The following is a 21,531-nucleotide window of genomic DNA, read 5'->3' on the forward strand; positions in this document are numbered from 1 at the left end:
TCGGAATCGGTGAAGTTGTTGTACGACATCTCTTTACCGTGCAGCTGCTCCGCCCGCGCGATGCCGGAGCTTGCAGGATCGACGTAGAGCGCCGCAGCCTGGTGCGGGTTCTCGCCGTAGCGAAGCACGGCCGAGCGATCCCAGGTTCCGCCGATCCATTCTGGAAACGACGATTCGGTATCGGGGGTCAGCACATTGCTCATCCACGACGCCACCGCGACGTCGTAGGCGGCCGTGTGCTGAAAAGCCTGTGCCGCAAGGGAAGTCCGCTCGGCGAGGGTGAATCCGCCACCGGCCACGGCCGTGAGCACGTCCTCGTAGCGGGCCGGGTCGACCACCACGGCAACCGAGGGGTGATTCTTGGCTGCGGCGCTCTACGTCGATCCTGCAAGCTCCGGCATCGCGCGGGCGGAGCAGCTGCACGGTAAAGAGATGTCGTACAACAACTTCACCGATTCCGATGCAGCGTGGCGGGCGGCGTTCGATCATGCCGACCCCACCGTCGCGATCATCAAGCATGCCAACCCGTGCGGTATCGCTGTCGGCAACGACATCGCCGAGGCGCACCGCAAGGCCCACGCGTGCGATCCGGTGAGTGCTTACGGCGGCGTCATCGCAGCCAACCGCGAGGTCACCGTCGAGATGGCCGAGCAGGTGGCCGAGATCTTCACCGAGGTCATCATCGCGCCGTCCTACGCCGACGGTGCTCTCGGAGTGCTGCAGCGCAAGAAGAACATTCGTGTGCTGCTGGCGGAGGCGCCGTCCACCTCGGGCGTCGAACTCAAGCCGATCTCCGGCGGCGCACTGCTGCAGCAGCGCGACGTTCTCGACGCAGACGGCGACAATCCTGCCAACTGGACCCTCGCTGCCGGCGAGCCTGCCGACGAGCAGACCCTGAAGGATCTCGAATTCGCCTGGCGCGCAGGTAGGGCCGTGAAGTCCAACGCGATCCTGCTCGCCCACGACGGTGCGTCGGTCGGCGTCGGAATGGGCCAGGTCAACCGCGTCGATGCCGCCCACCTCGCCGTTCAGCGAGCCGGGGATCGCGTCGTCGGCTCGGTGGCGTCCTCCGATGCCTTCTTCCCGTTCCCCGACGGTTTGCAGGTACTGATGACCGCAGGCGTCAAAGCCGTTGTGCAGCCGGGTGGTTCGGTACGCGACAACGAAGTGATCGCCGCGGCGCAGGATGCAGGCGTGACGCTGTATCTGACGGGATCGCGACACTTCGCGCACTAGTGCCTGACGCCGAGCTCGAAGTTATGCAACCACATACCTCACTTTCGGCCGCATAACTGCGAACTCGACAATCTGTGGATGGATGAAAAGTAATCCACAGATCGCTGAGCGGGCCCTTTTCGAGGTGTCGACCCTGCCAGGGTTGAGCCATGGGGATTCAGGGCGGACCGTTTCGGGGTTCGCAGGCAATACGCTCGGGCGCTCTCAGCAGGCACGAGCTGAGTCGCAAATATGTGAGGGTCTTTCGCGACACGTATGTCTGCGACGGGACCATTGTCGATGCGCGAACAATGGCTATCGCCGCATCGATCTGCGTCGGCGATGGTGCCGTGATTGCAGGGGTCTCCGCGGCGGCAGTCCACGGCGCGAAGTGGATCGACCCGAGTACTCCTCCGAGTGTGTTGGCGACCGGGAGATCGCACCAGTTGCCCGGGCTCCGAATCCACCACGACGCGTTCGATACCGACGACGTCATGATCGCTCAGGGATTCGCGGTGTCCACACCCGTGCGCACCGGATTCGATATCGGTCGCTGGGTGCCGTCGCCGCTGTCGGTGGTCTTTCTCGACTCACTACTCGCCGCAACCTGCGTCGACGGGGAAGCCATACGTGCGTATGCGCTGCAGCGACCGGGCACCCGAGGCATCCGGCGCCTGTTCGGTGCGCTCGATGTCGTCGACTGCGGTGCAGAGTCGCCACAAGAGACGCGCACCAGATTGCTTCTGGTCGAGGCGGGGCTCCCGAAGCCCGAGACTCAAATCGAAATTCGTGACAGTTCGAACAGATTCGTGGCACGCATCGACATGGGGTGGCGTCGTTGGCGGGTGGGGGTGGAATACGAAGGCGTTCACCACTGGCTCGACGAGCGTCAGCGGACCCGTGACATCGAGCGGTTCGAGGATCTCGATCGTGCCGAGTGGCAGATCGTCCGCGTCAATTCCGAGCAGATGCGGCTGCGACCGCACGAGGTGGTGGCACGCGTGCGGGCAAAGCTCCGCGCCGCGGGTGCCCCGGTGTAGCGAGGTCGCACCTATGCGGGCGATTTGTCCAGTTCAGGTGGCATAAGTGCGAACTCGACGGAACCACAACCGACGACTCGATGGCAGCTTTCGGCAAACGCTCGTAGCGTGGAGAAGTGACCTCTACCAAACCTGGCATCTCCACTCTCGGCGAACTCAAGGCATCCGGACATCGGCAGCGGTCGATCAAGGAAGAGTTGCGGGAAAATCTTCTGAAGGCATTGCGCGACGGCACAGATCCGTGGCCGGGGATCGTCGGATTCGGCTCGACGGTGTTGCCGCAGTTCGAGCGCGCGATTCTGGCCGGTCACGACGTGGTTCTGCTCGGCGAGCGCGGTCAGGGCAAGACGCGACTGCTGCGCACCCTGAATTTGTTGCTCGACGAGTGGGTGCCGGTGATCGCCGGAGCCGAACTGGGCGAGCATCCATACGAGCCGATCACTCCCGCCAGCATCAGGAAGGTGAAGGAACTCGGCGACGACCTTCCCGTCGAGTGGCGGCATCGCAGCGAGCGGTACGCCGAGAAGCTCGCGACCCCGGATACCTCGGTGGCCGACCTCGTCGGCGACGTCGATCCGGTGAAGGTGGCCGAGGGCCGCAGCCTCGGCGACCCGGAAACCATTCACTTCGGCCTGGTCCCGCGTAGCCACCGCGGCATCGTGGCGATCAACGAGCTCCCCGACCTTGCCGAGCGCATCCAGGTGTCGTTGCTCAACGTCATGGAGGAGCGCGACATCCAGGTCCGCGGCTACACGCTTCGTCTGCCGCTCGACGTCATGTTGGTCGCGAGTGCGAACCCCGAGGACTACACCAATCGCGGACGCATCATCACCCCGCTCAAGGACCGTTTCGGAGCCGAGATCAGGACTCACTACCCCCTCGAACTCGACGCCGAGGTGGCCGTCATCGAGCAGGAAGCGGAGCTGCAGGCCGCAGTCCCGACCTATCTGCTCGAGGTGTTGGCCCGATTCACCCGACTGCTGCGCGAGTCGCCGTCGGTGGACCAGCGCTCCGGCGTTTCCGCCCGATTCGCGATCGCCGCAGCCGAAACCATCGCTGCCGCAGCCGTTCACCGCGCCGCGATCCTGGGGGAGGCCGAGCCCGTGGCCCGGCCGGTGGATCTCGGCACCATCATCGAGGTGCTGCGCGGCAAGGTCGAATTCGAATCCGGTGAAGAAGGCCGCGAAATCGAGGTGCTCGAACACATGCTGCGCCGCGCGACCGCGGATACCGTTCGAGCACACCTCGGCGGCATCAATCTCGCAGCTCTGGTGACGGCAGTGGAGACCGGCGAACCGATCGTCACCGGCGACCGCATCACCGCCAAGGCGCTGCTCGACGAGCTGCCCGACGTCGAGGTCATCGGCGACATCCACGAGCGGCTGAACGCTACCTCGGACGGGGAGAAGGCGGCCGCCGTCGAACTCGCTCTCGAGGGCCTCTACCTGGCGCGTCGCATCTCCAAGGACCCCGACGACGACGGTCAGACGGTGTACAGCTGATGCGTCGCTCCAGATACGGGCGGTATCACGACGGTCCGGATCCCCTTGCGCCACCGGTGGATCTGCGCGAGGCGCTCGACGCGATCGGCGAGGACGTGCTCGAGGGCGCGTCACCGCGTCGGGCATTGCAGGAGATGCTGCGTCGCGGGACGAAGAACATGCGCGGGCTCGACGACCTGGCTGCGCAGGCCGCGAAGCGTCGTCGAGATCTGTTGAAGAAGAACAACCTCGACGGCACGCTGCAGGAAGTACGTGAGCTGCTGGACAAGGCGGTGCTCGAGGAGCGCAAGGCGTTGGCGCGTGCCCTCGACGACGACGCGCGCTTCCAAGAGATGCAGATCGGCGATCTGTCTCCGTCCACTGCCCAAGCGGTGCAGGAACTTTCGGACTACGACTGGCGTTCGTCCGAGGGTCGCGAGAACTACGAGAAGATCAAGGATCTGCTCGGACGCGAAATGCTCGATCAGCGTTTCGCGGGCATGAAGCAAGCTCTCGAAGGTGCCACCGAGGAGGACCGTCAGGCCATCAGCGACATGCTGAAGGACCTCAACGAATTGCTCGACGCCCACAACAAGGGCGAGGACACCGACGAGCAGTTCGAGAAGTTCATGGACAAGCACGGTCAGCATTTTCCGGAGAACCCCGAGAATGTCGACGAGTTGTTGGACTCGCTCGCCCAGCGGGCGGCAGCGGCGCAGCGGTTGCGCAACTCTCTGACGCCCGAGCAGCGGGCCGAGCTCGATGCGTTGGCTCAGCAGGCCTTCGGCGACTCGAATCTGCTGAACCAGCTTGATCAACTCGATCAGAATCTCCAGCAGGCCCGGCCCGGTGAGGATTGGGACGGCTCGCAGAACTTCCGCGGCGAGAACGGTATGGGACTCGGCGACGGTACCGGCGCGCTCCAGGACATCGCAGATCTCGAGAACCTGGGAAATCAGCTCTCGCAGCAGTACAACGGTGCCGCACTGGACGACATCGATGCCGACGCCCTGCTGAAGCAACTCGGGCCCGAGGCGGCGGCCGATGCCAGAATGCTCGCCGAACTCGAAAAAGCGCTGCAGCAGCAGGGTTTCATGGACAAGGGTGCCGACGGGCAATGGCGTCTGTCACCCAAAGCGATGCGTCAGCTGGGGCAGTCCGCGCTGAAGGATGTCGCAGGAAAGCTGTCTCGACGCGGCGGCGAGCGGGACACTCGCAAGGCGGGTGCTATGGGCGAGCCGACGGGAGCATCGCGGGCGTGGGAGTTCGGCGATACCGAACCGTGGGACGTGACCCGTACGGTCAACAATGCGGTACTGCGTTCAGCGGCAACAGGATCGGGCTTTCCGGTGCAGCTGCAGGTGACCGATGTGGAGATCAGCGAGACCGAGACCAGAACGCAGGCCGCGGTTGCATTGTTGGTCGATACGTCGTTCTCGATGGTGATGGACGGCCGCTGGGTGCCGATGAAGCGCACGGCACTGGCTCTCAACCATCTGGTCAGCACCAGGTTCCGAGGGGACGATCTGCAGCTGATCGGATTCGGCAGGCACGCACAGACATTGACGGCGTCGGAGCTGGCGGGATTGGACGGTGCCTACGATCAGGGCACCAACCTGCACCACGCACTGATGCTGGCAGTACGTCACCTGCGGCGTCATCCCAACGCACAGCCGGTGGTGTTGATCGTGACCGACGGTGAGCCGACTGCTCATCTCGAGCCGGACGGCCATGCGTATTTCGACTATCCGCCGTCGTCGAAGACTCTGGGATTGACTGTGCGGGAGCTCGATACCGTCGCGAAACTCGGTGCGCAGGTGACGATCTTCCGGCTCGGTGACGATCCCGGCCTGGCCAGAGTTGTCGACAAGATGGCCGAACGAGTGGGTGGACGGGTCATCGCGCCGGATCTGGACGGATTGGGTGCGGCAGTGGTGACCGACTACCTCAAGCGTCGGCGATCCTAAGTTTGTCGGGGTCCTTGATCTCGACCGACACCCCACCCCAGAACGCGAAGCCGGTGACGACCACGCGCGGTGCGCCCGGGTGCGCCGCGCTCACGTGCTCGAATCCGCCCATGATCCCCATGCCGCGGACCTCGACGCTCACTCCGGGCGGCACGGTGACTTCGATGCCGCCCATGATGGCCACGCAGTTGATGGTGGTTTCCTCGGCGGAGAACGATGCACGGCGTAGGTCGAGTTCGATGCCACCCCAGAAGGCGAACGCGTCGATGCGCGCCGCCGCGGTCCACTCTCCTTTACGCATCGCACCGCTCATGATGGCGATCACGCGGTCGTTCGCGGAGCCACCGGATGGCGCACGTGCGGGAGGCGGAGACAGGACCAGGTCCCCGGTCAGTACGTCGAGTTCGCCGTAGGTCTTCGCCCGGTACACCGCTGCCGTGCGTTCGTCGTACTCGGTGATGGTGAGTTGGCCGTTTGCGAAGGCGTCGCTCAGCAGCTGCGCGACCAGATTCCGGTCCGCATCGGCCGCGCGAATCCGGCTTCGATCTCGGTCTGGCAGATGATCGCTCACCGCCCGGACCCTACCTGCGTGAGGGTCAGGCCGCATTCAGGATGGTGCGGCTCCCGAGGGGAGAGGCCAAAGTCATCTGCATGGTGGCGTAGACGGCCACCATGATGCAGGACTTGTCGGCGGCGTCGGGCTTGGTCCCGGTACGCAGTTCGATGGTGACGGTGGTGTCGGTCTCGGTCACCGACGCGTCGGCTCCGTAGCACTCGGGAGTGCCGGTGACGAAGTGGACCGCGATGGTGTTGGGGGAGACCTGGCTCCACGACTCGAACGGAGTGGTGGTGGCGCGGATCAGATCGGGGGTGGGCTCGAACATCGTGCCCACGTCGCCGACGGGCACTTCGTGAGGAACCGGAGGTGCGCTGGGTTGCTGAGCGAGACCGACCGGCGTGGTGGATCCGACCGTCGGCGTCGTCTCGTCGTCGCTGCCGGAGGCGGTGCTGCAGCCGACCAGCAGCAGGCACAACATGACTCCTGCAGCGAGAAACCTCATGAAACCAAACTAGCGCTGTGAGCTGAGGAGAACCTTTGTGTTCGGCTCATGCGAGGAAGAGTGTCACGAGCGCGATGACGGGGATCGAGACGAGCGTGGTCACGAACGCAGTGTCTCGGGCGAGTACCACCCCGCGCTGGTAGCGGCTGGCGAAGACGAACACGTTCTGTGCGGTCGGCAGCGCCGAGACGACGACGATGGCGAACAGATCGTGCCCGTCCAGACCGAACACGAACCGGGCCATGAGGTAGCCGAGCAGGGGTTGCAGTGCCATCTTGAACACCGTGGCCAGGGCTACGTCCCGTCGTGGACTGATGCCCTTCTGGAGCACTCGGGCACCGTAGAGAGACAGGCCGAAGGCGAGCAACGCGCCCGGGACGGACGCGTTCCCGACGAGCTGGAACGGCTGCATCAACGCCTCGGGCAGCTCGAAGCCGGTGATGGACAGAACCAGTCCTGCAGCGCCGGCCAGCACGATCGGATTCCGGAACGGTGTGGTGACGGTCTTGAGCACCGAGACCTTCTCTATCTCCGTCGAGACGTCGAGAATCGTCACCGCGATCGGGGTGTAGACCATGATCTGGAACAGCAGCAGGGGAGCGACGAAGTTCGCGTCGCCGAGCACGAAGACGGCAATCGGGATACCCAGGTTGGCGGCGTTGACGTACGAACTCGCAAGTGCGCCGACGGTCGCGTCGGGCACGGTTCGTTTCAGAGCCAGCTTGGCTATGACGAAATAGACGGCGCCGACGAGCAGTGCCGTGGTGCCGGCTACGGCCAGTACAGGCGACAGAATGACCGACAGATCCGAGTTCGCCAGCGTGACGAACAGCAGCGCGGGCGTCGCGACGAAGAACACGAGTCGGCTCAGTACGAACTGGCCGTGTTCGCCGAGCACTTTCAGGTGGGCGAGCAGGTAACCCAGTGCGATGACGACGAAGATGACGGTGAAGCCCTCGAGGACGCCGGACATCTACGGACTGCTCATCTCTGGATCGGGAACGACAGAGAGGCCACGTAGCCAATGGCTACGTGGCCTCTCTGAACGAAAGTTTGGATCAGCGGCTGGTGAACGGCAGCAATGCCATCTCACGAGCGTTCTTCACTGCAACAGCGACCTGGCGCTGCTGCTGCGGGGTGAGCCCGGTGACCCGGCGGCTGCGGATCTTGCCGCGGTCCGAGATGAACTGACGAAGGAGGTTGATGTCCTTGTAGTCCACCGTGGTGACCTTGGCGGCGTTCAACGGGTTCTTCTTCGGTCGACGGCCTGCCTCTGCGCGGACCTTCTTCGACGGTGCTCTCTTGACTGCCATCTGAAACCTTTTCCCTTTACCAGCTCGACTTGTGGACGCCTGGCAGCTCCCCACGGTGAGCCATCTCGCGCATTTTCACGCGGGACAGCCCGAATTTCCGTAGATAACCGCGCGGACGTCCATCCGCAGCGTCACGATTGCGTAATCGTACCGGACTCGAATCGCGCGGCAGACGCTGCAGTGCTGCTTGGGCCTGTGCGCGCTCGGAGTCGCTGCTCGAGGGCCTGCGGATGGTCTCCTTGAGCTCGGCGCGACGGGTTGCCCACCGGGCGACGACGACCTTGCGCTGTTCGTTCTTGGCGATCTTCGACTTCTTCGCCACGGCTACCGCTCCTCTCGGAAATCGACGTGCTTGCGCACGACCGGGTCGTACTTCTTCATCACCAGTCGATCGGGATCGTTGCGACGGTTCTTGCGAGTGACGTAGGTGTAGCCGGTCCCCGCGGTCGACTTCAGCTTGACGATCGGACGGACGTCCGTGCTCTTGCCCATCAGATCTTCTCCCCACGTGCGCGGATCTTGGCGACGACGGCATCGATGCCGTCGCGGTCGATGGTCTTGATGCCCTTGGCCGAGAGCGTGAGAGTGACGCGTCGGCCGAGGCTGGGTGCGTAGTACGTCTTGCGTTGGATGTTGGGGTCCCACCTACGGCTGGTTCGCACGTGGGAGTGCGAGACGGATTTTCCGAAGCCGGGGGTGCGGCCGGTGACTTGGCAGTGCGCGGACACGAGCACTCCTTTCTTTCCATTATGACAATCGTTTTCGACAAAGCGTGATCTCGAATGTAGCGTGCATCCTCAGAGAATGACAATCGTTGTCGAGAAGAAGGGTGCTCGTGAACAACTCACCGGACGATCGAACCCCGATGGTCCTCGTCTCCGGCTGGACCGGAGCCATGGACGCAGTCGTGACATCGCTGCTCGCGCCGGGGACAGTAGCGGTCCGCCACGATCTGAGCCGCGTCGCCGAAGGTGTCGTGCGTCGCACACTCTCCGTACTGGGGGAGAACCCGCGCGAGACCATTCTGGAGCTGGCGCACGGATGCGTCTCGTGCACGCTTCGGGAGGATCTGCTGCCGCTGCTGCGCGCACTGTCCGCTCGCAGCAACGTCGATCGCATCGTGCTCGCCATGGACCCCGCGCTCGAGCCCGAGGCGCTGTGCTGGGCCGTGGACAACGTCGTCGTGGCGGGTGTCGTCGGGCAGATCGACGGCCCGGCCTCGCGTGACGTCCGCATCGAGGCAGTAGTCGACTGCCTCGATGCCGCAACCTGGCTGGCCGACGCCACCGGCGACGACGCCATGGCCGACCGAGGGATCGTCGCCAGTGGGGACGACGACCGAACCGTCGCGCAGTTGGTGGTGGGGCAGGTCGACTACGCCGATGCGCTCGTCGTCACCGCGGGCCCGGACGTCGACGCGTGGGAGCGGGCCCGGCTTGCTGCCGTCCTCGCGCGGCTGGCACCGAATGCGCCCGTCGTCTGGGTGTCCCGGGACGCAATGGTCGACGCCCCAGCGCTTCTCGCGTCCGTGCCCGCCGATGCCCGTCGCGGCGCGATCACCGACGCGCATTCGCCACTGCTGCGCGGTCAGCCGCCGCTGGCCGTCGACTGCGGCGTCACCCTGGTCGAGTTCACCGCAACGCGGCCGTTCCATCCCGAGCGATTGCACGAGGCCATCGACGTGCTGCTCGACGGCGTCGTGACCGCACGAGGGCGGGCGTGGGTCGCCACTCAGCCCGACGAAGCGCTGTGGATCGAATCGGCAGGCGGCGGTCTTCGTGTTGCGAGCGCCGGAAAGTGGCTTGCCGCAATGGAACCGGAGCAACAGGACCGCGTCGACGCCACCCGTCGGGCAATGGCGGCGCTGCGATGGGACGAGACGTTCGGCGACCGTGACACCTCTCTGGTGGTCCTCGTGCACGAGGCCGACCCCACCGAGATCGACCGAACCCTGCAGTGGGCGTTGGTATCCGACGACGAGATGACGGACCCCTCGGCCTGGTCCGGCTGGACCGATCCGTTCGGCCAGTGGCACGAAGACCCCTGCGACAGCAGTGAATCCCCGTACGCAGAACAATCACGAGAGGCTACAGAATGAAACCAGGCATCCACCCCGACTACCACCCGGTCGTGTTCCAGGATTCGAGCACCGGTAACAGGTTTCTCACCAGGTCCACCGTCACGTCCGCGCGCGAGACCGAATGGGAAGACGGCAACACCTACCCGCTGATCGTCGTCGACGTCTCGTCCGAATCGCACCCCTTCTGGACCGGAGCCGCCCGCGTGATGGACACGCAGGGACGCGTCGAGAAATTCGAGAAGCGTTACGGTCGACGAAGCCGAAAGGACGCCTGAATCATGGCTGTTCCGAAGAGAAAGATGTCGCGCTCGAACACCAGGAGCCGTCGTGCGCAGTGGAAAGCCGTTGCTCCCGATCTGGTGGCCGTGCGGTTCCAAGGTCGAGAGTTCCGAGTGCCACGGAGATTGGTCAAAGCAGTACAGACCGGGGTGTACGACCCGAGCTGACCCTCCACGGGTCTATCTTCACTTTCATGAACGACGGACCCAGTGCGCGAGATGTGAAGCGGTGGCGGCAGTATCTCGCCGACGAGCGGGCCGAGGCTGCCGTCTATCGCGATCTGGCAGGTCGACGCGTCGGCGAGGAACGCGAGATATTGCTCGCACTCGCCGATGCAGAGGGCCGCCACGAGCAGCATTGGCGAAACCTGCTGGGCGAGCGGGTCGGCATGCCGCTCAAGGGCGACATCCGCACCCGCATCCTCGGTGTGCTGGCGCGTCGGTTCGGGTCGGTGTTCGTGCTCGCATTGGCGCAGCGCGCCGAAACGCGCTCTCCGTATGCCACCGACTCCGATGCCACCGACGCCATGACGGCCGACGAGCAGATCCATGCCGAGGTGATCAGGGCGCTGGCAGCTCGCGGTCGCAATCGACTGTCCGGCACGTTCCGGGCCGCAGTGTTCGGTGCCAACGACGGCTTGGTGAGCAACCTGGCTCTGGTGCTCGGTATCAGCGGATCCGGTGTGTCCAAGCAGATCGTTCTCGTCACAGGACTGGCAGGACTGCTCGCCGGCGCGCTGTCGATGGGCGCGGGCGAGTACGTCTCGGTCCGCTCGCAACGGGAACTGCTCGAGGCGTCGTCCCCGGACAGTGCCGCGCGCGATGCCGTCCAACACCTCGACGTCGACGCCAACGAACTGGCGCTGGTCTACCGGGCGCGGGGCATGACCCACGAGGAAGCCGACGCCAAAGCCGCCGAAGTGCTGCGAGTACTACCTGCCGACGAGATGGCCCCCGACGTCGATCAGCACGAGTCCATCGGAACCGGCCTCGGTGCCGCCGGGGCCAGTTTCTGCTTCTTCGCCTCCGGTGCCGTCATCCCGGTGCTGCCGTATCTGTTCGGCCTCGAAGGTTATGTGGCACTTGCCGTTGCCGCCGTCCTCGTCGGAATCGCATTGATCTGTACCGGCTTGGTGGTGGGACTGCTCAGCGGTGGGCCACCAGTCAAACGCGCTCTGCGCCAACTGGCCATCGGCTACGGCGCGGCTGGGGCGACGTATCTACTGGGACTCGCATTCGGTGGGGGAGTGTAGGTCCCGGCGATGTGGGCAGGTTTGCACACTATCGGTCCCCAGCGACGGGATCCCGTCATCACAGCACACCTCTGTGCATTCAGTCCCACCACCTCTCGAAGTGTCACGAGTTTCCATGCACGACGGGATTGTCCTCGTTCGTCCCGTTGTGCATCGGTGTTCTCGTACTGTTCACTCAAGTGCTTCGCTTGGTTAACGGATAGAGCGGGCGTCACCGCCACGATCGAGTCATGACGCTCAATCCCGCAGGCGAGACCGTCGCGACCGGTATCCCGGGCACGCTCGCCGAGAACATGACCATGGCCGAGCAGCACGATTGGCATCGGTCGTTCCTGCGGCGGCACCCGGTCAGTCGCCGAAACTTCCTGGTGGGAGCAGCCGCAACGGCCGCCGCGGTAGGCGTCGGGAATTCGGTGTTCGCACGCACCGCCTATGCGCAGGACGCTCCACTGGCTGTGGCCGGTCGGCACATGGGCTTCGGAAACGACCCGGCGACGCAGTTGCGGTTCTCCGCTCAGCTTTCTCGGAACCCCGGGCTCACCGGAGTCTTTCTCGACCACGGCCCCACGCCGGCGCTGGGCGCGACGACCTCTGCCGAGGTGCGCAACCTGATCAGCCAGGTACCGCAGACCGACGGCGGAATTCTGTCGGCAGAGCAGTACTACGTGCATGTTCCCGTCGATAATCTGACGCCGAAGTTGCCTCATTACTACCGCTGGCGCACCGCCGACGGCTTCGTGAGCGATATTCGCAGCGCATCCCCGGCGCTGCCGTCGGGCCGCATCGCACCGTTCAGGTTCACGATGATGGGCGATCAGGGTGTCGACGAAACTCCATCGCAGCCAGCAGGTTTGGTGGCCGGCGACTACGACGACCAGTACTACAAGGCCGACAACGAACCGTCGGTCAAGCACGCGCGCAACATCAATCGGCAGATCGAGGCCTCGCACCCGGACTTCCACATCCTCGCCGGTGACATCGCTTATGCGGACCCGTCGGGTGCCGGTCTGCCCCCGCAATTCGCGAAGCACGGACAGGCGCCGCCGAAGGGATTCGACAAGTTCAACCCCTTCGTCTGGGACGGCTATTTCCAGGCGATCGAAGCCAGTGCGTCGACCGCGCCATGGTTGTTCGCCACCGGCAACCACGACATGGAAGCGCTGTACAGCCCCAACGGATACGGCGGCCATGCGGCGCGGTTGGATCAGCCGAGCAACGGGCCCAAGGGCTGCCCGTCGGCGTACTCGTTCGTCTACGGCAACACCGCGGTGCTCTCGCTCGACGCGAACGACGTCAGCTACGAGATCAAGGCCAATGCCGGGTACAGCGGTGGAGCCCAGAACACCTGGGTGGAGCAGACATTGGCGAGGTACCGTGCCGATCCGAACATCGACTTCATCGTCTGCTTCTTCCACCACTGTGCGTATTCGACCACGTCGACGCATGCGAGCGACGGCGGCGTGCGCGACGCATGGGTTGCGCTGTTCGACCGTTACGAGGTGGATGTGGTGCTCCAGGCCCACAATCACGTCTTCGAGCGCACCGATCCGATCCGTGGCAATCGCGCGACGCGGGTCGCCGGTGACAACGCCACGGTCGACGGAAAGACCGACGGCACCGTGTATTACACCGTCGGCGGTGGTGGTCGTCCCCGCTACACGTTCCAGGACGGCGAGGGCGTGAGCTACCGCGGCAACGAGTTGCCCGACACCGCAGTTCCCAACAGCTACGTCTGGGCACCGGACGGCACGAAGTCGGCCGAATCCATCACCTGGTCGAGGGTGCGATTCCTGAACTACTCGTTCGTCAGAGTCGATGTGGTGCCGGGCATTCCGGGCATCACGGCCAGCAGAATGACGATCGGTGCCATCGACGAATACGGCAACGAGTTCGACAGGTTGACCTTCACCCGCGACATCCCGATCGGCCCGAGGTTCGGTTCGTCCTGACACCCTTGTGAGTGAAACTTCGACCCCTGCTACGAAGTTTCACTCACATGCGGCGGAGCCGCTCTACAACCATTTCTGACGCTTGAACACCACGAACAGTGCAGTCGAGCAGATCGCCATGGCGAGCAGTGCCATCGGGTAGCCGAGTTGCCACTTCAATTCCGGCATGTCGTCGAAGTTCATACCGTAGATTGCGGCGATCAAGGAGGGTGCGAAAAGAATTGCACCCCATGACGAGATGCGCTTGACCTGTTCGTTCTGCTCCAGGCTGGCTTCGGTCATGTTGCGCATCTCTTCGTTCTGCTGCTGCGCGACGATGGTCGAGTGCACGGTCAACGCATTCTGCAGGTTGGATCGGAAGGACTCGATGCGGTCGGAGACGCGGATCGCGTGATCGTGCACGTCGCGCAGGTAGCGTTGCAGTTCAACGTCCACGTTGTACTTGTCCGACCCTCGCTTGAGCGATTCGATCATCTCGACGAGTGGCTTTGCAGCACGGTCGAATTCGGACACTTCACGGAGCAGTGAGTAGATTCGACGCGAGACCGACGGGTCGCCGGTGAACAGCTGATCCTCGATCTCGTCGATGTCGTTCTGCAGTCCGGTCACCACCGGGACGTACTCGTCGACCACTTGATCGAGGATGCCGTAGAGGATCGCCTCGGGTCCGAGTTCGATCAGTTCGGGAGATCCTTCGAGGCGCTTCCGCACCATCGCCAGGTCGGGGGATTCGGCGTGGCGAATGGTGACGACGAAATCCGGACCGAGAAAGATGTGCAATTCGCCGAATTCGACCTTTTCGGTCTCGTCGACGTATCGCGCGGGCCGGAGAACGACGAACAGCTGCTCGGTGTACCGTTCCAGTTTCGGCCGCTGGTGGGCTGCGATGGCGTCCTCGACGGCGAGCCGATGCAGGCCGAACTCGTCTGCCACAGACATGATTTCGGCGACCTCGGGTCGGTACAACCCGATCCATGCCATTCCGTGCCGCTCCCGCATGACCTCGAAGGTGATATCGAGGCTCTCGGGATTGGCAGTGCGTTTTCCGTTCACGTAGACGGCATTGTCGATGATCGGCACTTGTTCGTTCACCTCGGTTCTGCGAAATTCTGCTGCGCACCGAGACTATCGCTTGCAACCGCAACGCGGACAGTCCCGCCGCCGGTTACGACGGGACGGTGCGGGCGAGCTAGTCGCGTCCGACGATCACCAGGATGGACGCGTTTTCGTTGACCTTGGCCCCTGCTTGAAAGCTGGTTCCGAGGACGATGGCGTCGGGTCGGTCGTAGTTGACACTCACGTTGGTGAAACCGGCATCCGAGAGTGCCTCCAAGGCTGCGCTTTCGGAGCTGCCGGCCACATCGGGGATCGTGGCCCGATCCGTGGAGGCTTGGGCGACCGCGCCGCCACCGAGTGCAAGTGCTCCCGCCGCTGCGACTGTGGCGATGGTTTTCTTGAATCCAATACGCATGAGGTGCTCCTGGGGGTTGACATCGGTTACAACTCGAAGGTGCTCCCCGATGCTGGGGCTGGCCTCGGATGTTGCTGTCAGATCCCTGTCAGCGCCGTGACATGCTGGTCCGATGCTTCTCGACGTGCTCGGATTGATCGGTATCGCGGCCTTCGCGGCCTCCGGTGCGTTGATCGGAGTACATCGCCGGTTGGATCTGTTCGGGGTGTGCGTCGTCGGAATCACGACGGGCATCGGCGGTGGCATCATTCGTGATCTGCTGCTCGGCATCCACCCGCCGACGTCCCTGGACACGTGGCCGAACCTCACCGTCGGCTTCCTCGCCTCGCTGGTCGTGTTCGTCGCGCATCGACAGATGGGCAAGGTGAGACGCGGAGTTCTGGTGCTCGACGCGTTCGGCATGGGCCTGTTCGCATCGACCGGCGCGACGATTGCCTTGGCTTCGGGCGGTAGCGCGTTGGCCGGAGCTCTCATCGGCACGACGACGGCCGTGGCGGGCGGCGTGATCCGAGACGTTCTGGTCAACGAAGTTCCGCTGCTGCTGCATCGGGACCTCTATGCGCTGCCGGCTCTGCTCGGTGCGTCGGCTGTCGTGTTGGCCGACGCTGTGAGTCTGCCGGAGAACGTGGGTCTGATCGTGGGAACACTGCTCGCGACGGGGTTGCGTCTGCTCGCGCTGTGGCGAAAGTGGAACCTCCCGCTGGCCAAGCACCTACCCACTCCGTAGCCGGATTGGGCACCCCTCTCAGACATATCTCAGTCGACCAGGACAAACTGTACGGATGCGGATATTGGTGGTCGACGACGATCGAGCAGTGCGTGAGTCGCTGCGCAGGTCGCTGACGTTCAACGGGTACACCGTGGACCTGGCGGTCGACGGTCTCGACGCGCTCGAGCAGGTTGCAGCGGCGCGTCCCGACGCCCTGGTGCTCGACGTGATGATGCCTCGGCTCGACGGCCTCGAGGTGTGTCGTCGATTGCGCAGTGTCGGCGACGACCTGCCGATTCTCGTGTTGACGGCCCGGGACTCGGTGTCCGAGCGCGTCGCAGGCCTCGATGCCGGTGCCGACGACTACCTGCCCAAGCCGTTCGCGCTCGAGGAGCTGTTGGCTCGACTGCGTGCACTGCTTCGGCGTACCGCGATGGAAGCGGGCATCGACTCGGAGACCATGACGTTCGCGGACCTGTCGTTGGACCCGGTGACCCGTGAGGTCTCGCGCGCCGAACGCTCGATCAGCCTCACCCGGACCGAGTTCTCGTTGCTCGAGATGCTGATGACGAATCCGCGACGGGTGCTCACCAGGAGTCGCATCCTCGAGGAAGTGTGGGGTTACGACTTCCCGACGTCGGGCAACGCCCTCGAGGTGTACGTCGGTTACCTGCGGCGCAAGACCGAGGCGGAGGGGGAGTCGCGGCTGATCCACACCGTTCGCGGTGTGGGTTACGTCCTGCGCGAGACGCCTCCGTGATGGTCGCTTCGTTCGGGCGCAAGTCGACCGACGGTGTCGGCTCGTCGCCGACGGGGATGCGACCACCGATGCCCCTGACACGGTCGGTGTCGCTGCGGTGGCGGGTGACGTTGCTCGCGGCCTCCGTCGTCGCAATTGCGGTGGCTGTCATGGCCATTGCCGCGTACACGGTTGTCTCGCGGGCGCTGTACGGCGATGTGGACACTCAGTTGCGTTCTCGCGCAACCGCGTTGGCGGAGTCGACTCTGGTGTCCTACGACCCGCGCTTCGTTGCCGGAGCCACGCTGTACAGCACCGATGTGAGTGTGGCCCTGATCTACCCGGACATGTCCAGCTACAACCCGCCCGGGCCCAAGGTGCCGATCGGCGATGCCGAACTCGCTGTCGTGAGCGGACAACAGGAATCGTCTCTGCGCACACTCGACGATCAGCGGGTGCTCGCGCTACGCACCAAGGACGGCAGCACTCTCGTCGTCGCACAGAGACTGCTGCCGACCGGACAAGTACTCGACCGTCTGGCGTGGGTGCTGTTGATCGTCGGTGCGTGCGGAGTGGTGCTGGCTGCTGGAGCAGGTATGGCCGTGGGCCGCACTGGTTTACGTCCGATCGCCCGGTTGACGGCTGCCGCCGAACGAGTGGCGCGCACCGACGATCTGACGCCGATTCCGGTGACCGGTGACGACGAATTGGCGCGTCTGACAGAGAGTTTCAACACGATGCTCCGCGCGCTCGCCGAATCTCGAGGCAGGCAGAGCAGATTGGTCGCCGACGCCGGCCACGAACTGCGGACTCCGTTGACCTCGCTGCGGACCAACATGGAGTTGCTGATCGCGGCCGGACGCCCCGGAGCCCCGTCCATCCCGGACGAGGACATGGCCGAGCTCCGAACCGACGTGGTCGCGCAGATCCAGGAATTGTCCACCCTGGTGGGTGATCTGGTCGATCTGGCGCGCGAGGATGCGCCGGAGACGGTGTTCGAGCGAGTCGACCTGGCCGATGCCGTCGAACGCAGTCTCGAGCGAGCACGCCGCCGTCGCAACGAGATCGACTTCGATGCGACGCTGATGCCGTGGTTCGTCTACGGCGATCAAGCGGGCCTGTCGAGGGCCGTGCTGAACGTGCTCGACAATGCAGCGAAGTGGAGCCCGAGCGGCGGTGAGGTGCGAATCGCCATGCGGCAGATCGGCGAGGGTCTGCTCGAGTTGACGGTGGACGACGCAGGACCGGGCATTCCCGAGGAAGATCGTGAGTTGGTGTTCGAGCGCTTCTATCGCTCCACGGCATCACGCTCCATGCCCGGAAGTGGCCTGGGCCTTGCCATCGTGCGACAGGTGGTCGTCAAGCACGGCGGCACCATCGGGGTCGAGGTGTCCGAGCGCGGCGGTGCCCTCATTCGAATCGTGTTGCCCGGTGAGGGTGCTCCTGATCCCACGACACTCTCGGCAAACTGATAGCCGGATCTCAGCGACCTCTCAGTACCGCCCTGCACAGTGAGTAGCAAGAAGGCGGGCGGACTTCTACGACGAGGTCTCTACTGAAGGAAGCAACAACGATGAGCGACGACCGTAACGAATCCGAACAGACCGGACAGGGTGCCGGTGGCGAGCAGCATCCGGCGGACCGGGCTTCGCGCGGCGACGAGCAGAGCTACCCCACCCAGCAGCACCCGACCCAGCAGCACCCGACCCAGCAGCACCCGACCCAGCAGGTAAACCCCCAGCAGGTAAATCCCCAGCACGCCGGCTCGCAACCCCCACAGCAGGGTTATCCGCAGCAGTACGCCGGCTACGGACAGAACCCCTACCAGCCCGGCTACGGGCCGTACGGTCAGCAGGGCGACCCACGGACCGCCCAGCACACCCACGCCCAGCCGCAACACGTTGCACCGCAATCCAACTCTGCGCCTGCCGCGGTGAAGACTCGCTCGGGTCGTTCTGCGCTGGTGGCCGGTGCCATCGCCCTCGTACTGGTCGGCGGCGGAATCGGCGGCGCAGTCGGTGCCATCGCGACCAACAACGCCAACGGCGGCGGGGGAGTGACCAACTCGTTGAACTCCACCGTCACCGCCGCAGAGCCGGCCGCCAATTTCCCCGACGGTTCCGTTCAGGCCGTCGCGAACAAGGTCCTGCCGAGCGTGGTGCAGATCCAGGTGACGGGTTCGCAGGAGGAAGGCGAGGGCTCGGGCGTCATCCTCAGCAGCGACGGCTTGATCCTCACCAACAACCACGTGGCGACGGGCGCGGGTGCCAACGGCAAACTCACCGTCGCGTTCTCCGACGGATCGGTGGCCGACGCGACGATCGTCGGTGCCGACTCGGTCTCGGACATGGCCGTCATCAAGGCCGAGGGCAAGACGAACCTGACGCCCATCGAGCTGGGTTCGTCGTCGAACCTCGAAGTGGGTCAGCAGGTTGTCGCGATCGGCTCTCCGCTCGGCCTCGCGGGAACGGTCACCACGGGCATCGTGTCCTCTCTGAACCGGCCGGTGTCCACTTCGGGGGAGTCCGGCAACCAGAACTCGGTGATCGACGCCATCCAGACCGACGCTGCGATCAACCCGGGTAATTCCGGCGGCGCGCTGGTCAACACCGACGGACAGCTGATCGGTATCAACACTGCGATCGCCACGATCGGCGGCAGCCAGGGATCCGGAGCTCAGAGCGGATCCATCGGGCTCGGGTTCGCCATCCCGGTGGATCAGGCCAAGCGCATCGCCGACGAGCTGACCACCACAGGCAAGGCCACCCAGGCGATGATCGGGGTGCAGGTGCCGTCGCAGGACGACGCCAACGGCGCAACCGTCGTCGAGGTCACCGAGGGTGGCCCCGCCGCATCGGCAGGCATCCCGACGGGTGCCGTGATCACCAAGCTCGACGACCGCGTCATCTCGAGCGGTGACGCGTTGATCGCCGCGGTGCGCTCGCACGCTCCGGGAGACTCCGTCACCGTCACCTACAACGAGGGTGGCAGCGAGAAGACGGCCACGGTGACGCTCGGTACCGCGGAGCCCGCCCCGGCCCAGACTCAGACGCAACAGCAAGAACAGCAACTGCCCTTCCAGGTTCCGTCGTTCCCGGGCGGTCGCTGATGTTACGAGAACCAGGCAGGCACGGAACGGTTGCAACGATTTACGCACAGCGTGAGCCGGGTGGAGGCCTTACTACTACGGTGAGCGGTATGGAACTCGACGCACCACTGGCAGGGCGCGCGTTGGTCGTCATCGTGGACGACCGAACAGCGCACAGCACCGAGAAGGACTCGAAGGGCCCGCTCGTCACGGAACTGCTGACCGAGGCAGGTTTCCTCGTCGACGGCGTCGTCGCGGTGACGGCAGACGAGGTGGATGTGCGGAACGCACTCAACACCGCGGTGATCGGCGGTGTCGACCTGGTGGTCTCCATCGGTGGCACGGGTGTCTCGCCGCGCGATGTCACTCCCGACGTCACCGCGGAGGTGCTCGACCGCGAGATTCCGGGTATCAGCGAGGCGCTGCGATCGTCGGGACTGGCGGCCGGTTCGCTGGACGCCGGTCTGTCCCGTGGACTGGTCGGTGTATCCGGAAGCACGTTGGTGGTCAACCTGGCCTCGTCGCGGGCTGCGATTCGCGACGGAATGGCGACGCTGACGCCGCTGGCGAGTCAGGTCATCGCCGAGCTGTCCGGATTGGACGCATAGCGATACCGATGAGCGAAAAGCCGAACGACGATCGATCGGCCGAAGACGACGCGAGCCGGGCCCGAGCAGAACGGGCCCGGCTCGCTCGCATCTTCGGTGAAGTTCTGCCGGAGACGACCGGAGACGAGCGAAGCGACGGTGCGGGCACCGAATCCGGCGGCCCGTCCTCGGACGAATGGTTGAAGCAACAGCGACCACCTCATTACTCCTGATGTGATCCACGACACATTTTACGGTCCGGAATCACAGACTTGTTAGTCACTCGTTTACCTGTCGTTAGCGGCCGAGCGGGGCGTCGACTCCGTGTGCGGGGATGATTTTCGCCCGTTTCGATTGCTCGCAAGTACGACGATTTGCCCGTATCGGTCAGGCTCAGATCGCCGTCGGCCCATATCAGGGCAGTTTTACTCAGCGATCCGGTGTGTAACGGTTTGGCGTCATCGAGAGATGGTGTGACGCGGGTTACCACCAATTCGGGTGTGAAAGTTGTTCACGCCGCCGAAACACATCACGCGACAGCAACATTCCGCTCGCAACCGTAGGGATTGTCACGATCAGGCATCTCCTCTAATGTTCCCCTCAGCTTCCGACAACGAGGGCGTGGGACCGACCGGTACCGCGCCCTCAACCACGGGACTGCAGGATCGAGGATGTGGCCTTCACGGCTCCATCCGGCTCGGGCTCGTACGCATCGTTGCGTCCGATCTAGTTCGAGGGTGAAAGCCACAAGCTTCCCCGTGCGACACCGCGCTGGGACTGAACATGATGAGGAATAAATGACGGAGATCCAGAAGTCGCGGCGCAGCCGGGGACTCAAGTCCATGAGCGTTGCAGTTGCTGCCGGCGCTTCGGTAGTCGGCCTGGTGCTCGGTACCGGAACCGCTTCAGCCGCTGTCGACAGCTCCAACTCGATCGTCGACGCCGACGGCAACACCGTCACGGTGACGCTGGACTCGTTGCCCGAACCGAGGTTGAACTCAGCCGAAGGCGAGGACCAGGAGACCTCGACGCCACCGTTGAGGCTCATCGGGTAGCCGATCTGGTAACCGATCTTGAGGGTGCCCTCGAAGTCGTCGGCCGAGGGGCCCTGGACGTCGTAGGATGCGCGGCCGTTGGCGAACCACTCACGAGTGAGCGGGTTGCCGTCGAGCGGAGCGACACCGTTGATGAAGGTGTCGGACAGCGTCACCGTGACGGTGTTGCCGTCGGCGTCGACGATCGAGTTGGAGCTGTCGACAGCGGCTGAAGCGGTTCCGGTACCGAGCACGACGCCGGCCTC

General features: G+C 64.4%; 24 protein-coding genes and 2 pseudogenes. 15 read left to right on the forward strand and 11 right to left on the reverse strand.

The annotated features are described in order from the left end of the window. Positions 1–371, reverse strand: a pseudogene (gene purH, locus CH256_RS11065) (bifunctional phosphoribosylaminoimidazolecarboxamide formyltransferase/IMP cyclohydrolase); the annotation flags it as partial. Between purH (CH256_RS11065) and purH (CH256_RS11070) the strand changes: the two are divergent. The 4 genes and pseudogenes from purH (CH256_RS11070) to CH256_RS11085 form a co-directional block, all read left to right on the forward strand. Then, a pseudogene (gene purH / locus CH256_RS11070) lies at positions 364–1,236 on the forward strand (bifunctional phosphoribosylaminoimidazolecarboxamide formyltransferase/IMP cyclohydrolase); the annotation flags it as partial. The pseudogenes purH (CH256_RS11065) and purH (CH256_RS11070) sit on opposite strands and share 8 nt — an antisense overlap. A 290-nt stretch (positions 1,237–1,526) precedes the next feature. After that, entirely contained in the window at positions 1,527–2,255 is a 729-nt protein-coding gene (locus CH256_RS28060; protein ID WP_230596304.1) for an endonuclease domain-containing protein, read from the forward strand. A gap of 116 nt (positions 2,256–2,371) precedes the next feature. Beyond that, the gene (locus tag CH256_RS11080) at positions 2,372–3,757 is read left to right on the forward strand and encodes an ATP-binding protein (RefSeq protein WP_094639537.1); all 1,386 of its coding nucleotides are present in this window, start codon (positions 2,372–2,374) and stop codon (positions 3,755–3,757) included. Then, the gene (locus CH256_RS11085) at positions 3,757–5,703 is read left to right on the forward strand and encodes a vWA domain-containing protein (protein WP_094639538.1); all 1,947 of its coding nucleotides are present in this window, start codon (positions 3,757–3,759) and stop codon (positions 5,701–5,703) included. The genes CH256_RS11080 and CH256_RS11085 overlap by 1 nt, the downstream gene beginning before the upstream one ends. On the opposite strand, the gene CH256_RS11090 is transcribed toward CH256_RS11085, so the two are convergent. The 7 genes from CH256_RS11090 to rpmB form a co-directional block, all read right to left on the reverse strand. After that, positions 5,684–6,274, reverse strand: coding sequence for a DUF1707 SHOCT-like domain-containing protein (locus CH256_RS11090; RefSeq protein WP_094639539.1), 591 nt, complete (start codon positions 6,272–6,274; stop codon positions 5,684–5,686). The two genes, CH256_RS11085 and CH256_RS11090, sit on opposite strands and share 20 nt — an antisense overlap. 25 nt (positions 6,275–6,299) lie before the next feature. Further along, positions 6,300–6,764, reverse strand: a complete 465-nt coding sequence (locus CH256_RS11095) for a hypothetical protein (protein WP_068050174.1) — start codon at positions 6,762–6,764, stop codon at positions 6,300–6,302. 46 nt (positions 6,765–6,810) lie between these two features. Further along, a complete protein-coding gene (locus tag CH256_RS11100; protein ID WP_094639540.1) occupies positions 6,811–7,737 on the reverse strand; it encodes an AEC family transporter in 927 nt (308 codons plus the stop codon). Positions 7,738–7,822: 85 nt separating this feature from the next. Then, positions 7,823–8,077: a 30S ribosomal protein S18 gene (gene rpsR, locus CH256_RS11105; RefSeq protein WP_008719028.1), complete on the reverse strand. Its 255-nt coding sequence runs from the start codon at positions 8,075–8,077 to the stop codon at positions 7,823–7,825. 16 nt (positions 8,078–8,093) lie between these two features. After that, positions 8,094–8,399: a 30S ribosomal protein S14 gene (gene rpsN / locus CH256_RS11110; protein WP_068050178.1), complete on the reverse strand. Its 306-nt coding sequence runs from the start codon at positions 8,397–8,399 to the stop codon at positions 8,094–8,096. 2 nt (positions 8,400–8,401) lie between these two features. Then, positions 8,402–8,572, reverse strand: coding sequence for a 50S ribosomal protein L33 (gene rpmG, locus CH256_RS11115; RefSeq protein ID WP_170944568.1), 171 nt, complete (start codon positions 8,570–8,572; stop codon positions 8,402–8,404). After that, positions 8,569–8,805 carry a 50S ribosomal protein L28 gene (gene rpmB, locus CH256_RS11120; protein WP_032404320.1) on the reverse strand — a complete coding sequence of 79 codons (237 nt, stop codon included), beginning with the start codon at positions 8,803–8,805 and terminating at the stop codon, positions 8,569–8,571. The genes rpmG and rpmB overlap by 4 nt, the downstream gene beginning before the upstream one ends. Positions 8,806–8,942: 137 nt before the next feature. On the opposite strand from rpmB, the gene mrf reads away from it, so the two are divergent. From mrf to CH256_RS11145, 5 genes are all read left to right on the forward strand, one after another. After that, a complete protein-coding gene (mrf, locus tag CH256_RS11125) occupies positions 8,943–10,175 on the forward strand; it encodes a ribosome hibernation factor-recruiting GTPase MRF (RefSeq protein WP_094639806.1) in 1,233 nt (410 codons plus the stop codon). Continuing rightward, the gene (locus CH256_RS11130) at positions 10,172–10,432 is read left to right on the forward strand and encodes a type B 50S ribosomal protein L31 (protein WP_094639541.1); all 261 of its coding nucleotides are present in this window, start codon (positions 10,172–10,174) and stop codon (positions 10,430–10,432) included. Before mrf ends, CH256_RS11130 begins: the two co-directional genes overlap by 4 nt. 3 nt (positions 10,433–10,435) lie before the next feature. Beyond that, entirely contained in the window at positions 10,436–10,603 is a 168-nt protein-coding gene (gene rpmF, locus CH256_RS11135; protein ID WP_094639542.1) for a 50S ribosomal protein L32, read from the forward strand. A gap of 26 nt (positions 10,604–10,629) precedes the next feature. Then, positions 10,630–11,688 carry a VIT1/CCC1 transporter family protein gene (locus tag CH256_RS11140; RefSeq protein ID WP_094639543.1) on the forward strand — a complete coding sequence of 353 codons (1,059 nt, stop codon included), beginning with the start codon at positions 10,630–10,632 and terminating at the stop codon, positions 11,686–11,688. A gap of 230 nt (positions 11,689–11,918) precedes the next feature. Beyond that, positions 11,919–13,637, forward strand: a complete 1,719-nt coding sequence (locus CH256_RS11145; protein WP_094669616.1) for a metallophosphoesterase family protein — start codon at positions 11,919–11,921, stop codon at positions 13,635–13,637. A gap of 63 nt (positions 13,638–13,700) precedes the next feature. Here the strand turns inward: CH256_RS11145 and CH256_RS11150 are convergent, their stop codons facing one another. Both CH256_RS11150 and CH256_RS11155 read right to left on the reverse strand, forming a co-directional pair. Then, the gene (locus CH256_RS11150) at positions 13,701–14,717 is read right to left on the reverse strand and encodes a magnesium and cobalt transport protein CorA (protein WP_068049738.1); all 1,017 of its coding nucleotides are present in this window, start codon (positions 14,715–14,717) and stop codon (positions 13,701–13,703) included. A 109-nt stretch (positions 14,718–14,826) separates the two neighbouring features. Next, positions 14,827–15,108, reverse strand: a complete 282-nt coding sequence (locus tag CH256_RS11155) for a PASTA domain-containing protein (RefSeq protein ID WP_068049732.1) — start codon at positions 15,106–15,108, stop codon at positions 14,827–14,829. 112 nt (positions 15,109–15,220) lie between these two features. Here CH256_RS11155 and CH256_RS11160 point away from each other — a divergent pair, with 112 nt between their 5' ends. The 6 genes from CH256_RS11160 to CH256_RS11185 all read left to right on the forward strand — a co-directional run bounded on the left by CH256_RS11160 (position 15,221) and on the right by CH256_RS11185 (position 20,464). Next, positions 15,221–15,835: a trimeric intracellular cation channel family protein gene (locus tag CH256_RS11160; RefSeq protein ID WP_094669617.1), complete on the forward strand. Its 615-nt coding sequence runs from the start codon at positions 15,221–15,223 to the stop codon at positions 15,833–15,835. A gap of 55 nt (positions 15,836–15,890) precedes the next feature. Continuing rightward, the gene (locus tag CH256_RS11165; protein ID WP_032395747.1) at positions 15,891–16,577 is read left to right on the forward strand and encodes a response regulator transcription factor; all 687 of its coding nucleotides are present in this window, start codon (positions 15,891–15,893) and stop codon (positions 16,575–16,577) included. After that, positions 16,577–18,028: a HAMP domain-containing sensor histidine kinase gene (locus CH256_RS11170; RefSeq protein WP_094669618.1), complete on the forward strand. Its 1,452-nt coding sequence runs from the start codon at positions 16,577–16,579 to the stop codon at positions 18,026–18,028. Before CH256_RS11165 ends, CH256_RS11170 begins: the two co-directional genes overlap by 1 nt. A gap of 101 nt (positions 18,029–18,129) precedes the next feature. Next, positions 18,130–19,665 (forward strand): trypsin-like peptidase domain-containing protein, encoded by a 1,536-nt coding sequence (locus CH256_RS11175; RefSeq protein ID WP_094669619.1) that lies wholly within the window; start codon positions 18,130–18,132, stop codon positions 19,663–19,665. Positions 19,666–19,754: 89 nt separating this feature from the next. Next, positions 19,755–20,252, forward strand: a complete 498-nt coding sequence (locus tag CH256_RS11180; protein WP_037191958.1) for a MogA/MoaB family molybdenum cofactor biosynthesis protein — start codon at positions 19,755–19,757, stop codon at positions 20,250–20,252. Between the two features lie 8 nt (positions 20,253–20,260). Next, complete coding sequence (locus CH256_RS11185) at positions 20,261–20,464, forward strand: hypothetical protein (RefSeq protein WP_094669620.1); 204 nt, start codon at positions 20,261–20,263, stop codon at positions 20,462–20,464. A 296-nt stretch (positions 20,465–20,760) separates the two neighbouring features. On the opposite strand, the gene CH256_RS28565 is transcribed toward CH256_RS11185, so the two are convergent. Beyond that, on the reverse strand, positions 20,761–21,519 hold the full coding sequence (locus tag CH256_RS28565) for an MspA family porin (RefSeq protein ID WP_306438713.1): 759 nt from the start codon (positions 21,517–21,519) through the stop codon (positions 20,761–20,763). Positions 21,520–21,531: the final 12 nt, after the last annotated feature.

The organism is Rhodococcus sp. 05-2254-6, from assembly GCF_002258565.1.
Lineage (GTDB): Bacteria > Actinomycetota > Actinomycetes > Mycobacteriales > Mycobacteriaceae > Rhodococcoides.